Consider the following 14,323-nt stretch of genomic DNA (forward strand, 5'->3'; position numbering starts at 1 on the left):
TCCACCACAAGGGCATCCTGCCACCCGATCCGCTGGCATGGGGCAGACCGGCTGTTGCGGGCCACATGCCGTGGCTTGGCCCTGCTGGGTGGGGCGGTGCTGATCGCCATCGCCACCATGTCGGTGATCAGCATCATCGGCCGCTGGTTTCTGAACACCACCATCGCCGGCATCACCCTTGGCCCGGTGCCGGGCGATTTCGAACTGGTCGAGATGGGCACGGCCATGGCCGTGTTCTGCTTTCTGCCCCAGGCGCAACTGGCCCGCGCCCATGTCACGGTCGATCTGTTCACCATGCGCGCAGGCCCGGTCGCGCGGCGGATACTGGGTGTCGCCGCCGATCTGATCTTCGCCGCCACCGCCGCGTTGCTGTGCTGGCGGCTGAGCGTGGGGCTGGATGAACGCCTCACCTATGGCGAGACCACGATGATCCTGGCCCTGCCGCAATGGTGGGTCTATGTACCGGGTGTGGCCTTCATGGCGCTCACCACCCTCGCCTGCCTCTCGACCCTGGCCCATACAATGCTGGGCGCCGTGCCACAGACAGAAGCCGAGGTGGCCGAGGCGGAGGTCGCCGCGGCCGGGATCGGCGCCACCGATCACGCAGCGCTGCGGGGGGCCGGGCGATGAGCGATCTGGCCATCGGCCTGGTCGGCATCGCCGGCCTGCTTGTCGCCATGGCGCTGAGGGTGCCGGTGGGGCTGGCCATGCTGGTTGCCGGCATCCTGGGCAGCATCGCCATCGCCGGGCCGATCGGGATCATGGCCGGGCTGTCGACCCTGCCGGTCGAGCAGTTTTCCAACCACGCCTTGTCGATCGTGCCGCTGTTCCTGCTGATGGGCGCCTTCGCCGGCCGCGCCGGTCTGTCGCGGCTATTGTTCGGCGCCGCCCGCGACTTATCGTCGCGGCGGGCTGGCCATGGCCACCATCGGTGCCTGTGCGGCCTTCGGCTCGATCTGCGGCTCGTCGCTCGCCACCGCCGCCACCATGACCCGGGTGGCCCTGCCGGAAATGCGCCGCCATGATTATCACGACAGTCTGGCAACCGGTGCGCTCGCCGCCGGCGGCACGCTGGACATTCTGATCCCGCCCTCGGTGGTGCTGGTGATCTATGCCGTGCTGACCGGCCAGAACATCGACCGGATGTTCATCGCGGCCCTGGTGCCGGGCGTGCTGGCGGCGCTGGGCTATATGCTGGCGATCCGGGCGCATGTGGCGCTCAACCCCGCGAGCGCACCACCGGCCGCGCGGGTGCCCTGGCGGCAGCGGATCAGCGGGCTGATCCGGATCTGGCCGGTGGTGCTGATCTTCACCACGGTGATCGGCGGCATCTATGCCGGGGTGTTCACGCCAACGGAAGGGGCGGTGGTCGGCGCCGCCGCAACCGGCCTGCTCGCCTGGGCACGCGGCGGGCTGACGGGTGGCGCGCTGCGCGAGGCGATCTTCGAGACCGCATCGGGCACGGCGATGATCTTCATGATCGTGCTGGGTGCCGCCGCCTTCAATGGTTTCCTGGCCCTGACCGGCCTGCCGATGCAGGCGGCCGACGCCATCGGCGGCCTGGACCTGCCCCCGGTGATGATCCTGGCCGCTATCCTGCTGCTCTATCTGGTGCTGGGCTGCATCATGGACAGCCTGTCGATGATCCTGCTGACCGTGCCGATCTTCTATCCGCTGATCATGACGCTGGATTTCGGCATGAGCCCCGCCGACACCGCGATCTGGTTCGGCATCCTGGCCCTGGTGGTGGAAGTGGGGATGATCACTCCACCGGTGGGCCTGAACGTGTTCGTCATCAACGCCATGTCGGGGGGCACGCCGATGCGTGACGCCTTCGCCGGCGTCATCCCGTTCCTGGTCTCCGACATCCTGCGCATCATCCTGCTGGTCGCCTTCCCCGCGATCACGCTGGGGCTGATGCGCGCCCTGTACTGACAGGCACCCCATGACCGAAACCCGCTTTCCGCCCACGCCGCCGACGCTGACGCCCGTGGCACTGATCGAGGCCGTGATCGACCGGCCGCACGAGTTGGGCAGTTTTTCCGATGGCCTGCGCCGGGTGATCCCGATCATCGGCGGCACGGTGACCGGCGCCCGGCTGCACGGCCGGGTGCTGCCGGGTGGCGCCGACTGGCAGACCGTGCGCCCCGACGGCCTGGCCGAGATCGAGGCCCGCTACACCCTGGCGATCACCCATGTCGACGGCGTGGCGCTCGACATCGAGGCCCTGATCGATATCCGCAACCCCGGCATGCGCCACGGGCCCCCCGAGGTTCTGGCCCGGGTTGCCGCCGGCGAGGATGTCGACCCGGCACTTTATTATTTCCGCACCACGCCGCAGATGCGCAGCGGCGCCGAACCGCTCGCCTGGGTCAATCGGACGATGTTCATCGCCCGTGGCCGCCGTCTGGCGTCCAGGGTCGAGATCGAGGTCTTCGCGGTCGGCTGACCGTGCCATCACCGCCGGAGCGCGTTCCAGTGAACGAGGCCGCGCCCGACATGCACAAGAGGGAGGGATCCACCCATGACCAGCACGATCACCGCCTGGCGCCGCGGCGCGCGGGCGCTGAAAGCCGCCGTGGCCGGCATCGGCCTTGCCGCCATCACGGCCGGTTCCGCCGCCGCGGCCGATGTGACGCTGCGCCTGCACCACTTCTTTCCGCCGACATCGCCGGTCCATGTCCATTATTTCAGCGACTGGAAGAAGCGGGTCGAGGAACAGTCGCAGGGCCGGATCGAGGTGAAGATCTATCCGGCGATGCAATTGGGCGGCACGCCGCCGGCGCTGTTCGATCAGGCACGATCGGGTCAGGCCGACATCATCTGGACGGTGATGGGATATACCCCCGACCGCTTCCCTGAGGCCGAGGTCTTCGACCTGCCCTTCCTGCCGCGCTCGGCTGAAATCACCAGCCAGGCCGCGCATGACTTCGCGATGCGCCATCTGACCGAGCGTTTCGCCGGCGTGAAGGTGATCGCGGCCCATGTTCACAGCCCGGGCCTGATCCACACCCGCGACCGGGCGGTGCGCACGCCTGAGGATATGCAGGGCCTGAAACTGCGCGGGCCCTCACGCATGATCAACAGCTTCATTCAGGCGCTGGGTGCCGAGCCTGTGGGCATGCCGGTGCCGCAGACCCCTGAGGCGCTGTCACGCGGCGTGATCGACGGCACCGTGCTGCCGCTGGAAGCCATCGGCGCCCTGCGGCTTCAGGAACTGCTGCACAAGCATTCCTTCTTCGCCGGCGACAACGCGCTCTACACCACCATGATGCTGGTGGCGATGAACGAGGCCCGCTACACATCCCTGCCCGACGACCTGAAGGCGGTGATCGACGCCAATTCCGGCATCAAGGAAGCACGTGCCATCGGCCGGGTGATGGATCAGGCCGACGCGCCGGTTCTGGAGGCGGTCAGCGCCTCCGCCAGCAACGAGGTCATCCGCCTGACGCCTGAGGAAACCGCCCGCTTCAGGGCAGTCGGCGACGAGGTCGCCAGGGCCTGGGTCGCGCGCATGGCCGAACGCGGCATCGATGGCGAGGCGCTGCTCGCCGAGGCCCGCGATCTGGTGGCCAAATACGCGGCACAGCCCTGAGGCTCTCCGTCACCTCGTCACCGCCCCGCCGGCCGGCGCATCTCCGCGCCGGCCGGCCTGGTTTTACGGCCGGCAACCTTGCCCGCCGCCGGCGCAACCGGCATCATCTGCCGTCGCCCCTGCCAACTGCCCGGACCGCACCCACGCCATGCCCGCCAGCCGCGCCGATCTCATAGCCCACCTCGACCACCTGTCGATCGCCCATCAGACCTTCGACCATCCGCCGGTGTTCACGGTGGAGGAAGCCGATGCCGCGACCGGCCATGTGCCCGGCCTGCACGTCAAGAACCTGTTCCTGAAGGACAAGCGCGGTGACCTGTATCTCGCCACCGTCGCCGCCGATCGGCGGGTGGATCTGAAGCGGTTGCAGGCGCTGCTGGGTGCCGGGCGGCTATCCTTCGGCAAGCCCGACCTGCTGATGGAGGTTCTGGGCGTGACGCCGGGGTCGGTCACACCCTTCGCGCTGATCAACGACACCGAAGGCCGGGTGAGCTTCGCGCTCGACCGCGCCATTCTGGCCAGCCCCACCATGAACGCCCATCCGCTGTTCAACGATGCCTCCACCGTCATCGCCAGCGCCGATCTGCCGCGTTTCGCCGAAAGCACCGGCCATGCGGTTGCCATCGTCGATCTCGACACGGCGCCGGCGGCATAGCGCCCGCGCCGCGCCGGCCTGTCATTGATCTGGGCTGTCGACGGCCGGGGGGCTTGCTCGGGCCGCGCGTCGTGCCATCTTTCATGCTACAACCGGCAGGCCGTGGCCGGCGCCGAACCGGTCACGGGCAAAGTTTCGCCATGCCAGCCACGGGCCGCGATCTGTCCTCGACCCCCGATCGGCCCCGTATTGCAAAAGAACGGAACCTCAGCCATGCAGACGATCATCGGCGGCGCCAGCGCCGGCGCTCCGGCGGACGTGATCAAGGATACCGACACCGCGCACTTCATGGCCGACGTCATCGAAGCCTCGCGTGATCAGCCGGTCATCGTGGATTTCTGGGCCCCCTGGTGCGGCCCATGCAAGCAGCTGACCCCGATCATCGAAAAGGTGGTGCTCGCGGCCAAGGGCAAGGTCCGGCTCGTCAAGATGAACATCGACGAGAACCCGGAACTGGCCCAGCAGATGCGCATCCAGTCGATCCCGGCGGTCTATGCCTTCGTCGGCGGCCGGCCGGTCGACGGATTCATGGGTGCGCTGCCTGAAAGCCAGATCCGCCAGTTCGTCGACAACCTGCTGCGCGCCGGCGGCGACGACGAAACCCGGATGATCGACGAGGCGCTGGTCCAGGCGGCCGAGCAGTTGAAGACCGGCGATGTGCGCATGGCCGGCGGACTTTACACTCAGGTGCTGCAGGCCGATCCCAGCCGCACCGAGGCGCTGGGCGGGCTCGCCCAGGTCTATGTCCGGATGGGCGATCTGGAAAAGGCCCGCGAGGTTCTGGCCCATGCGCCCGACGAGGTGCAGAACGACCCGCATCTGGTTCAGGCCCGCACCGCCATCGATCTGGCCGAGAAGGCCGCCGGCGCCGGCGAGACCGCCGAGCTTGAGGCGAAGCTCGACGCCGATCCCGACGATCATGCCACCCGCCTGGAACTGGCCATGGCGCTGTATGCCGATGGCGACGCGAAGGCGGCGATCGATCAGCTGCTCATCATCGTGCGCCGCGACCGCGACTGGAACGAAGGCGCCGCCCGCACTCAGCTGTTCGAGATCTTCGAGGCCCTGGGCCCCAAGGATCCTGTCGCCCAGAGCGGCCGGCGCAAGCTGACCTCGATCCTGTTCGCCTGATCCGCCCCAGCCTCCCGCAGGCTCCGGCGGCGAGGTCCGCGTGGCGTTCGGCGCGCCGCGGACCCGTCCCGGGCCGGCCCCTGAAGGGGCCGGCCGCCTGCATCACCCGCCCACGCCGAGCCGGGACAGAGTGACGTGCCTCCCATGACCCGCGCCCATGCCGATACCCTGCCGCCGGTGCTGCCGATCTTCCCGCTGGGCGGGGTGATCCTGCTGCCGGGCGGACGGTTGCCGCTCAACATCTTCGAGCCGCGCTATCTGGCAATGATCGATGACGCACTGGGTGGCCACCGGCTGATCGGCATGGTGCAGCCGCAGCGCGCCGGCATCGGCACCAATCTGGGCACCGCCGCCGCCGCACAGGGCGCGCCCGACATCTATGGTGTCGGCTGCGCCGGGCGGATCAGCAGCTTCCAGGAAAGCGGCGATGGCCGCTATCTGATCACCCTGACCGGCGTCGCCCGTTTCCGGGTGGTCGAGGAATTGTCGGCCACCACCCCCTATCGTCAGGTCCGGACCGATTTCCAGAGCTTCGCCGCCGATCGCCGCGAGCAGCCGGCGGCCAGCATCGACCGTCGACGCCTGACCGCGCGCCTGAAGCTCTATTTCGACCAGCAGGGACTGTCGGCCGACTGGGACGCGATCGAAGCCGCCTCCGATCAGGCGCTGATCACGTCGCTGGCGATGATCTGCCCGTTCTCGGAAGCCGAGAAGCAGGCACTTCTGGAGGCCGCCGGCCTGACCGAGCGCGCCGACTTGATCCTCGACATGATCGAGATGGCGTTGCATACCGGCGACGAGGACGAAGACGCGCCCCGGCATTGAGATCCCCCCGTATCGAGGAGCCTTTCCATGAGCGAGAACACCACGCCGCAGCCGGCCGCGATCGACCCGCGCCTGCTGGAAATTCTGGTCTGCCCGATGACGCGGGAGCCGCTGCGCTATGATGCCGCGCATCAGGAGCTGATCAGCGATGCCGCCAAGCTCGCCTACCCGATCCGCGACGGCATTCCGATCATGCTGATCGACGAAGCCCGCACCCTCGACGATGTCCCCGGAGCCTGATGCCATGACCGGGTCCCACACCCACGACCACGGCCACCATCACCACCCGCATCCGGCAACGTCCGCAGGATCGGCAACGCCCGCAGGACCGGGGGCCACGCCCTGGCCGGTCGAGATCCGGCTGAAGCGGTCGGAACGGGTGCTGGAGGTGACCTATGAGGGCGGCGACACCATCCGCCTGGGCGCCGAATATCTGCGCGTGGAAAGCCCCTCGGCCGAGGTTCAGGGCCATGGGCCGGGCCAGAAGCGCATTCCCGGCGGCAAGCGCCGGGTCGGCATCACCGACGTTCAGCCGGTGGGCAATTACGCGGTGCGGCTGGTGTTCGATGACGGCCATTCCACCGGCATCTATGGCTGGGGCTTTCTGGCCCAGCTGGCGCGCGAGCATGACCAGCGCTGGCAGGCCTATCTGGACGGCCTCACCGCCGCCGGGCTCAGCCGCGACTGAACCGCTGAACCGCTGCCCGGCCGCTGCGGTTCAGCGCGCGCGGTTGCGGCGCCGGGGAATGCGGGTGCCGGTGCCCGTGCCTGTGCCAGGGCCGCGAAAGGTGCGGCCGCGCCGGACGGGCACCGCGATATCGGCGGGGCCCGCCGGGCGTGATGGTGCCGGTCGTGACGGCGCCGGCCGTGCCGTTGTCGCGGGTCGTGCCGTCGCCGCCGGGCGCGATGTTGTCGCCGGGCGTGCTGCCGGAGCCGACTGCGAAGGGCTCCGCTGCGGCAGCGCCCGGGTCGTGGCGTGTGGGGTCATTGCGGGGGGCATCCTTCGTGCGGCGACCGCTGGTCGTGGGCCGCCGGGTGAGCCGTTCCAGTCGACGGCGCTTCATCACTAGCAGGAACCACCGGCCGCCGCCATCCCGGATACCGGGGACGGTCATGGCTGCCCGAGATCGCAATCAGAAGCGCGCCCCCGCTCAAGCCCGCCGCCGCCAGGAATGTGGCGGTGAAGGCATCGGCAATCCCGGCCGGCGTGCTGCCGGAGATCCCTTGTGGACCCAGGATGGCGATGAACAGGCCGGACATGACGGATGCCCCGGTCATGAAGCCCAGATTGCGCGACAACCCCAGCAACCCCGACAGCATGCCGCGCCGCGCGTCCGCAGCACCCAGCATGACGGCGGTGTTGTTGGCCGCCAGAAACAGCTGGAAGCCGGGCGTCAACAGCACCAGGGCCAGACCATATCCCACAACTCCCAGCAGCCGGGGAAGGCAGGCCAGGCAGATGAGGCCGATGGTGGTCTGGATCAGGCCCAGCATCAACGTGGCGGGCACGCCGATGCGGTCGGTCAGGCGCCCCGCCGGCACCCCTGAGACGGCGGCGGTCAGTGGCCCGATCGCCATAACGAGGCCGGTGGCGACCTCGCCCAGACCCAGGCCGAACGACAGATAGAATGGCCCGACCACCAGTGTCGCCATCATGACCGTGGCGATCAGCAGGTTCATCGTCAGCGATATGGCGGTTCTGCGGTCGCGCAGTTGAGCCAGGGGCACCAGGGGCGACACGGCGCGCGCCTCGATGCGCATGAAAACCGCCAGCGCCACACAGGCCAGTGCCAGCAGCGATCCCCGCGGCAGGGCAAGACCGGTCGTGCCCCCCATGGTTGCCAGCGCATACAGCATCAGCGTGACGGCAAGCACCGCCGCGCCGGGCCAGTCCAGCCGCCGGGGTGAGGCTGCGCTGCCGGTGGCGGCCGCCGGGACCGCCCGAAGGGTAAGCGCCAGCACACAGGCCCCCGATATCGCCAGCATCACAAAGGCCATCCGCCAGCCGGAGCCGGCGATGAGCATGCCCCCCAGCGATGGCCCCAGCGCGGTGCCGATGGCCGACATCGTTCCGAACAGGCCCATCGCCGATCCGATCCGATCCTTCGCAACCACCTCCCGCGCGATCGACAGCGGCATGGCCATGAGGACGGCACCGCCGATGCCCTGAAGCCCGCGGCCGGCAATCAGCACGCTCAGGGTCGGGGCCACGGCACACAGGATCGAGGCGCCGCAGAACACGACAAGGCCGATCACCAGACTGCGTCGGTGGCCGATCATGTCGCCAAGCTTTCCCGCCAGCACGATGGTTCACGATGGTTATCGTGATGGAGAGAAGATAGGCGAGCACCACCCACTGCACGGCGGCGGCCGATGTGGCGAATGCCCGCACCAGGGTCGGCAATGCCACCGCGGCGATACTGCTGCCAAGGGCCGCCAGCAACATGGCGCCGGCGAGCGCGATCATCACCGGTCTGCGCGCCGGGGGTTTGAGGGGAGCGGTCATGCGGCATCTCCTGGTCGGACCATCGATGCCAGTCACTGTGCAACTTCAAGTCAACTTGAGGTCAAGGGCATATCTTCGCAGGGGCGGCCGCGTGTGCCGGGCACGGATGGCCTCAGAGCGACCGGGATCAGACCGAGCGGGTCAGGCCGCCGTCGATCCGCAGGTTCTGACCCGTCATATAGCCGCCATCCTCCGATGCCAGCCAGCCGATCAGCGACGACACCTCGGCGGCGCGGCCATAGCGGCCCAGCGGGATGCGGTCGCGGCGGTCCTGCTTTTCCGGCAGGCTGTCGATGAAGCCGGGCAGAATGTTGTTCATGCGGATGTTGTCGGGGGCATAGCGGTCGGCGAACAGCTTGGTGAACGCGGCAAGCCCCGCCCGGAACACGCCGGAGGTTGGAAACAGCGGGTCGGGCTCGAAGGCGGCGAAGGTCGAGATGTTGATGATCGATCCACCGCCCTGAGCCTGCATCAGCGGCGTCACCAGCCGGGTCGGGCGCACCACGTTCAGCAGATACACCTCCATGCCCAGATGCCAGTCCTCGTCCGCGATCTCAAGCACCGCGCCCTTCGGGCCGTGACCGGCGGAATTGACCAGCACGTCCACCCGGCCCCAGCGGTCGACCGCACCCGCCACCAGCCGTTCCAGATCCGCGACCGCGCGGTTGGATCCGGTCACGCCGAAGCCGCCAAGCGTGGCGGCCAGCGCCTCCCCCTTGCCCGACGACGACAGAATGCCGATGCGGAACCCGTCCGCCGCCAGCCTGCGGGCGGCATCGGCCCCCATGCCGCTGCCGCCGGCGGTGATCAGGGCCACCTTCTCCACAGTCATGATCGCATCCTCATCTACGCATCATTGCGAATGGCCGGCATGCCGCCGCTCAGGGCATCCGCCCCTGCACCAGCGCCGGCAGCCGGCCCAGCTCTCCCATTGCGTGGCGCATCGCCAGCCGCTTCACCGGCCCCAGCCGGTTCACCGCCGCCAGCCCCAGATCACGCGCCAGCCGCAGCGGCGGCAGATCGTTGGAAAACAGCCGGTTCAGGCCGTCGGTCGCCACCACCAGCGCCATGGTGTCGGTGCGCCGCCAGCGTTCGTACCGTGCCAGAACCTCGGGGCTGCCGATATCGCCGCCCAGGCGGCGGGCATCGACCAGAACCTCGACCAGGGCCGCCACATCGCGGATGCCCAGATTGAAGCCCTGGCCGGCGATCGGGTGAATGGCATGGGCGGCATCGCCGATGAGCGCCAGCCGGTGATCGATGAACCGCCGTGCCAGCGTCAGCGCCAGGGGATAGGAGAACCGCGGCCCCACCAGCCGCAAACCGCCCAGGAAGCCGCCGAAGCGGGCAGCCAGCTCCTCGACGAACCGGTCATCGTCCAGCGCCATGATCTGTTCGGCCTCGGCCGTGCGTTCCGTCCACACGATCGACGACCGGTCGCCCGCCAGCGGCAGGATGGCGAATGGTCCGGGGGTGAGGAAGCGTTCATGGGCGATGCCCTGATGCGGCAGGTCATGCGCCACGGTGCACACCAGCCCCGCCTGATCATAGGCCCATTCAGTGACCGGAATGCCGGCATCGTCGCGCAGCCGCGACCGGCGGCCGTCGGCCGCGATCACCAGCGGCGCGCGCAGACGGCGCCCGTCCGCCAGCGTCACCGTCGCCCGCGCGCCCTGACGGTCGACGGAGGCCACCCGCGCCGGCGCGATCACCGTCAGCCGCGACCCCAGTTCCGCCGCCCGCACCGCAAGTGCCTGGCGCATATGCCGGTTCTCGACCATCCAGCCCAGCGGGTCGGCGCCGATCTGGCGATGGTCGAAATGCAGATGCAGCAGGCTGGGACCGTCTGTCACCCGGATCTGTTCGATGGCGCCGGCCTCTGGGCAATGGGACCACACCCCGATCGCCGTCAGAACCTGCATCGACCCATGGGCAATGGCGCTCGACCGGCCGTCGAAGCCGGCATCGCGCTGCACCACCGGGTCGTCGCGGTCGATCACGCAGACATCCAGCCCAGCCGCCGCCGCCGCCACGGCCAGGGTCATACCGGCCAGACCACCCCCGACGATGATCAACTCCGCCGCCGTTTCCATGGCCGCTCCGGTCCCGCTCATGCTGTGCGTCTCCCTGTCCTGGCATCCGGCGTCGCATCCGGCCTTCGCATCCGCGGCAGCGCCCGATGCCGGCGCCTGCCGGGGTGAAGATCGAACCTCACCGCCAAAAAGTCCAGCCGTGGCGGCGGTTGGCCACCGGCCGGATCGATGCCATGACCATGATTTGTCCAGAAGCGGCATTTCTGCACAAATTTTAGCCAGGGACTTCGCTGCAACGCAGGGTTATCTGCCTGGGATATGGTCATACCGGGCCTACCCTCGGGCTTGATCGGCGGAAACCCGCCAATGACACGATTTTGGCACGGGTCTTGAAGATGAGTGCCTCGGACCGCCGGCGCACCCGCGCCGGCCGTGGCAGACATCAAGGCTGCGGGGAAAGGAACAGGGCGCAATGAAGCTGATCTCTGCGATCATCAAGCCCTTCAAGCTGCAAGCCGTTCGCGAAGCCCTGACCGACCTGGGCATCCAGGGCCTGACCGTGACCGAGGTAAAGGGTTACGGGCGTCAGAAGGGCCAGACCGAGATCTATCGGGGCGCTGAGTACGAAGTGAATTTCGTGCCCAAGCTGAAGATCGAGGTCGCGCTGAACGACGATCTTCTCGATGCGGCGATCGAGGCGATTCAGACCAATGCCCAGACCGGCAAGATCGGCGACGGCAAGATCTTCGTGTTCGATCTGGAGCGCGTGGTGCGCATCCGCACGGGCGAAACCGACAAGGATGCTCTCTGAGCTAGATAGGAGAACCACCAGAGATGGCGCTGACGGTCACCAATCTCCGGCGTGCCGCATTCGCTGCGGTCGCGCTGGCACTTGTCGCCGCACCTGCTCGTGCTGAAGTGGACCCTGAGGTCCAGTACATTCTGAACACCTTCTCGTTCATCGTGAACGGCGCGCTGGTCATGTGGATGGCCGCCGGCTTCGCGATGCTGGAATCCGGTCTCGCCCGCACCAAGAACGTGGCGACGATCCTGCTGAAGAACATCTCGCTGTTCGCGATCGCCGGCATCACCTTCTATCTCGTCGGCTATAACCTGATGTACATGAACGTCGATGGCGGCTGGATCGGCAGCCTGGCGATCTGGTCGCAGAGCGACGCGGTCGGCGATGCCATCGTCTATGAAGCCGGCACCTATTCCTCGGCCTCCGACTGGTTCTTCCAGATGGTGTTCGTGGCCACGGCCGCCTCGATCGTGTCCGGCACGGTCGCCGAGCGCAGCAAGCTGTGGGCGTTTCTGCTCTTCGTCGTGCTGCTCACCACCATCAGCTATCCGATCACCGGCTCGTGGGTCTGGGGCGGCGGCTGGCTGACCGAGATGGGCTTCCTCGACTTCGCCGGCTCCACGCTCGTCCATTCGGTCGGCGGCTGGGCGGCTCTGGTCGGTGCCATCATCATCGGCCCGCGCATCGGCAAGTACTCCAAGGACGGCCGCGTCAACCCGATGCCCGGCTCCAATCTGGCGCTGGCCACCGTCGGCACCTTCATCCTGTGGCTGGGCTGGTTCGGCTTCAACGGCGGCTCGGTCCTGGCCCTCGGCACCGGCGCCGATGCCACCACGATGTCGAACGTGGTCGCCAACACCAGCATGGCGGCGGCCGGCGGCGTGGTCGCGTCGATGATCCTGTCGCAGCTGCTCTACAAGAAGGTCGATCTCACCCTGGCGCTGAACGGCGCGCTGGCCGGCCTGGTGTCGATCACCGCCGGTCCCGACACTCCGTCCATCGGTGGCGCCATCCTGATCGGCGCGGTCGGCGGCGTACTCGCCAGCCTGACGGTGCCGCTGCTCGACAAGCTGAAGATCGACGACGTCGTCGGTGCCATCCCGGTGCATCTGGTCGCCGGCATCTGGGGCACGCTGGCCGTGCCGATCACCAATGCCGATGCCAGCTTCGTCACCCAGTTCATCGGCATCGTCGCCATCGGCGCCTTCACCGCGATCTTCTCGGCCGTCGCCTGGCTGCTGATCAAGTTCACCATCGGCATCCGGGTCTCGGAAGAGGTCGAACATGGTGGCCTCGACAAGGCGGAACTCGGCCTGGAAGCCTACCCTGAGTTCGGGCGCGGCTCGCAGACCATGTAACATCAACCCCGCGACCGGTCCTGGCGACCGCTGACGGGATGACGCCCCGGCCTTCAATCGAAGGCCGGGGCGTCTGCTCTTGCGGCGTGGCACTTATGCGCCGTAAGGTGCCCCTCGCACGGTGAAATCAACCACCGCCTTGACAAGCCCCCGGTCAGCAACGGTCGCCCGCTCCATGCTCAATCCCCGGCTCGCAAGCCTCACCGACTATCCGTTCCGCCGGCTGGATGCGCTGCTTTCCGGGCTGACCCCGCCTGCCGGCCGTCCGCCGCTGATGATGTCGCTGGGCGAACCCCAGGCCGGTGCGCCGGATCTGATCAACCGGATCGTCGCCGCAGACCATGACGGGTTCGGCCGCTATCCGGCCGTGGCCGGCACAGTGGCGCTGCGCCGGTCGATGGCCGGCTGGGCCAGTCGGCGCTTCGGTCTGCCCGACGGCTTTCTCGACCCCGAAACCGGCATCCTGGCCGCCGCCGGCACGCGGGAGGCGCTGTTCGCCGCCATTCAGGCCGTGACGCCTGAGCGCAAGGACGGGGCACAGCCGGTAGTGCTGATGCCCAACCCGTTCTATCAGGTCTATGCCGGTGGTGCTGTGATGGCCGGGGCCGAACCGGTCTTCGTGCCCGCCACCGCGCAAAATGGCTTTCAGCCCGATCTGGCCGCGGTCGATACCGGGCTGTGGCGCCGGGCGAGTGCCGCCATCATCTGCTCGCCCGCCAATCCGCAGGGCACGGTGATGACGGAAGACCGCATGGCGGCGCTGATCGATCTGGCCCGCGCTCATGACGCGGTGCTGATCGCCGATGAATGCTATTCCGAAATCTGGACCGACACGCCGCCGGTGGGGTTGCTGGAGGTTGCGGCCCGCCGCGGGCTTGGCCTCGACAATCTGCTGGTGGTCAATTCGCTGTCCAAGCGATCGGGCGCGCCGGGTCTGCGCGCCGGCTTCATCGCCGGCGACCCGCGGCTGATCGCCGGGCTGCTCAGGATGCGGACCTATTCCACCGGCTTCCTGGCGCCACCGCTGATGGCCGCCGCCACAGCACTCTGGGACGACGAGGATCATGTCGCGGCCGGGCGCGCGCGCTATCGCCAGTGCATGGCTGCCGCCGGCCGCATCCTGGGGCCGGCCTTCGGCTGGCAGGTGCCGGCGGGCGGGTTCTTCGCCTGGGCCGATGTCGGCGATGGCGAGGCCGCCGCCCGCAGATTGTGGGCCGAGGCCGGCATCAAAGTGCTGCCCGGCGGCTATATCGCCCGCGACGGCAACCCTGCCCACGGCTTCCCCGCCGACAATCCCGGCGCCCGCTATATCCGCATCGCTCTGGTCCACACACCCGATGTCGTGGAGGATGGGTTGGCCCGTATCGCCCGCACCCTGGCTGGATGATCACCCGGCCGCCACCTGCCCCGCCCCCGTT

14 protein-coding genes and 1 pseudogene are annotated in these 14,323 nt (G+C 68.4%); 12 read left to right on the forward strand and 3 right to left on the reverse strand.

Going from position 1 to position 14,323, the window contains the following annotated elements; translation table 11 throughout:
* Window positions 1-75: 75 nt before the first annotated feature.
* The 9 genes and pseudogenes from IEW15_RS15955 to IEW15_RS15995 all read left to right on the forward strand — a co-directional run bounded on the left by IEW15_RS15955 (window position 76) and on the right by IEW15_RS15995 (window position 6,894).
* Window positions 76-630 (forward strand): TRAP transporter small permease, encoded by a 555-nt coding sequence (locus IEW15_RS15955; RefSeq protein ID WP_188579702.1) that lies wholly within the window; start codon window positions 76-78, stop codon window positions 628-630.
* A pseudogene (locus tag IEW15_RS15960) lies at window positions 627-1,935 on the forward strand (TRAP transporter large permease). Before IEW15_RS15955 ends, IEW15_RS15960 begins: the two are co-directional and overlap by 4 nt.
* 10 nt (window positions 1,936-1,945) lie before the next feature.
* Window positions 1,946-2,449: a DUF3237 domain-containing protein gene (locus tag IEW15_RS15965; protein ID WP_188579704.1), complete on the forward strand. Its 504-nt coding sequence runs from the start codon at window positions 1,946-1,948 to the stop codon at window positions 2,447-2,449.
* Between the two features lie 75 nt (window positions 2,450-2,524).
* Complete coding sequence (locus tag IEW15_RS15970) at window positions 2,525-3,595, forward strand: TRAP transporter substrate-binding protein (RefSeq protein WP_188579705.1); 1,071 nt, start codon at window positions 2,525-2,527, stop codon at window positions 3,593-3,595.
* A 148-nt stretch (window positions 3,596-3,743) separates the two neighbouring features.
* A complete protein-coding gene (locus tag IEW15_RS15975; RefSeq protein WP_188579707.1) occupies window positions 3,744-4,250 on the forward strand; it encodes a prolyl-tRNA synthetase associated domain-containing protein in 507 nt (168 codons plus the stop codon).
* Between the two features lie 213 nt (window positions 4,251-4,463).
* Window positions 4,464-5,381, forward strand: a complete 918-nt coding sequence (trxA, locus tag IEW15_RS15980; protein WP_188579709.1) for a thioredoxin — start codon at window positions 4,464-4,466, stop codon at window positions 5,379-5,381.
* Window positions 5,382-5,525: 144 nt separating this feature from the next.
* A complete protein-coding gene (locus IEW15_RS15985; RefSeq protein WP_188579745.1) occupies window positions 5,526-6,206 on the forward strand; it encodes an LON peptidase substrate-binding domain-containing protein in 681 nt (226 codons plus the stop codon).
* Between the two features lie 27 nt (window positions 6,207-6,233).
* The gene (locus IEW15_RS15990; protein WP_188579711.1) at window positions 6,234-6,446 is read left to right on the forward strand and encodes a Trm112 family protein; all 213 of its coding nucleotides are present in this window, start codon (window positions 6,234-6,236) and stop codon (window positions 6,444-6,446) included.
* Between the two features lie 4 nt (window positions 6,447-6,450).
* The gene (locus IEW15_RS15995; RefSeq protein WP_188579714.1) at window positions 6,451-6,894 is read left to right on the forward strand and encodes a gamma-butyrobetaine hydroxylase-like domain-containing protein; all 444 of its coding nucleotides are present in this window, start codon (window positions 6,451-6,453) and stop codon (window positions 6,892-6,894) included.
* Between the two features lie 296 nt (window positions 6,895-7,190).
* Here IEW15_RS15995 and IEW15_RS16000 read toward each other — a convergent pair whose 3' ends face one another.
* The 3 genes from IEW15_RS16000 to IEW15_RS16010 all read right to left on the reverse strand — a co-directional run bounded on the left by IEW15_RS16000 (window position 7,191) and on the right by IEW15_RS16010 (window position 10,826).
* A complete protein-coding gene (locus IEW15_RS16000; RefSeq protein WP_229708163.1) occupies window positions 7,191-8,486 on the reverse strand; it encodes an MFS transporter in 1,296 nt (431 codons plus the stop codon).
* A 353-nt stretch (window positions 8,487-8,839) separates the two neighbouring features.
* Window positions 8,840-9,544 carry an SDR family oxidoreductase gene (locus IEW15_RS16005; protein WP_188579716.1) on the reverse strand — a complete coding sequence of 235 codons (705 nt, stop codon included), beginning with the start codon at window positions 9,542-9,544 and terminating at the stop codon, window positions 8,840-8,842.
* 49 nt (window positions 9,545-9,593) lie between these two features.
* The gene (locus IEW15_RS16010) at window positions 9,594-10,826 is read right to left on the reverse strand and encodes a UbiH/UbiF/VisC/COQ6 family ubiquinone biosynthesis hydroxylase (protein ID WP_229708164.1); all 1,233 of its coding nucleotides are present in this window, start codon (window positions 10,824-10,826) and stop codon (window positions 9,594-9,596) included.
* Between the two features lie 391 nt (window positions 10,827-11,217).
* On the opposite strand from IEW15_RS16010, the gene IEW15_RS16015 reads away from it, so the two are divergent.
* The 3 genes from IEW15_RS16015 (at window position 11,218) to IEW15_RS16025 (ending at window position 14,292) form a co-directional block, all read left to right on the forward strand.
* Window positions 11,218-11,556, forward strand: a complete 339-nt coding sequence (locus IEW15_RS16015) for a P-II family nitrogen regulator (RefSeq protein ID WP_188579718.1) — start codon at window positions 11,218-11,220, stop codon at window positions 11,554-11,556.
* A 23-nt stretch (window positions 11,557-11,579) separates the two neighbouring features.
* Window positions 11,580-12,905, forward strand: a complete 1,326-nt coding sequence (gene amt, locus IEW15_RS16020; protein WP_188579720.1) for an ammonium transporter — start codon at window positions 11,580-11,582, stop codon at window positions 12,903-12,905.
* Between the two features lie 175 nt (window positions 12,906-13,080).
* The gene (locus IEW15_RS16025) at window positions 13,081-14,292 is read left to right on the forward strand and encodes an aminotransferase class I/II-fold pyridoxal phosphate-dependent enzyme (protein WP_188579722.1); all 1,212 of its coding nucleotides are present in this window, start codon (window positions 13,081-13,083) and stop codon (window positions 14,290-14,292) included.
* Window positions 14,293-14,323: the final 31 nt, after the last annotated feature.

Origin of the sequence: Tistrella bauzanensis (genome assembly GCF_014636235.1) — a bacterium.
Lineage (GTDB): Bacteria > Pseudomonadota > Alphaproteobacteria > Tistrellales > Tistrellaceae > Tistrella > Tistrella bauzanensis.

Bases quoted from the DNA above. Each gene is read 5' to 3' on its own strand.
- IEW15_RS15970 (WP_188579705.1), top strand. From the start codon at position 2,525: ATGACCAGCACGATCACCGCCTGGCGCCGCGGCGCGCGGGCGCTGAAA.
- amt (WP_188579720.1), top strand. From the start codon at position 11,580: ATGGCGCTGACGGTCACCAATCTCCGGCGTGCCGCATTCGCTGCGGTC.
- IEW15_RS15975 (WP_188579707.1), top strand. From the start codon at position 3,744: ATGCCCGCCAGCCGCGCCGATCTCATAGCCCACCTCGACCACCTGTCG.
- IEW15_RS15985 (WP_188579745.1), top strand. From the start codon at position 5,526: ATGACCCGCGCCCATGCCGATACCCTGCCGCCGGTGCTGCCGATCTTC.
- IEW15_RS15990 (WP_188579711.1), top strand. From the start codon at position 6,234: ATGAGCGAGAACACCACGCCGCAGCCGGCCGCGATCGACCCGCGCCTG.
- IEW15_RS15965 (WP_188579704.1), top strand. From the start codon at position 1,946: ATGACCGAAACCCGCTTTCCGCCCACGCCGCCGACGCTGACGCCCGTG.
- IEW15_RS15995 (WP_188579714.1), top strand. From the start codon at position 6,451: ATGACCGGGTCCCACACCCACGACCACGGCCACCATCACCACCCGCAT.
- IEW15_RS16005 (WP_188579716.1), bottom strand. From the start codon at position 9,544: ATGACTGTGGAGAAGGTGGCCCTGATCACCGCCGGCGGCAGCGGCATG.
- IEW15_RS16025 (WP_188579722.1), top strand. From the start codon at position 13,081: ATGCTCAATCCCCGGCTCGCAAGCCTCACCGACTATCCGTTCCGCCGG.
- IEW15_RS16015 (WP_188579718.1), top strand. From the start codon at position 11,218: ATGAAGCTGATCTCTGCGATCATCAAGCCCTTCAAGCTGCAAGCCGTT.
- IEW15_RS16010 (WP_229708164.1), bottom strand. From the start codon at position 10,826: ATGAGCGGGACCGGAGCGGCCATGGAAACGGCGGCGGAGTTGATCATC.
- trxA (WP_188579709.1), top strand. From the start codon at position 4,464: ATGCAGACGATCATCGGCGGCGCCAGCGCCGGCGCTCCGGCGGACGTG.
- IEW15_RS16000 (WP_229708163.1), bottom strand. From the start codon at position 8,486: ATGATCGGCCACCGACGCAGTCTGGTGATCGGCCTTGTCGTGTTCTGC.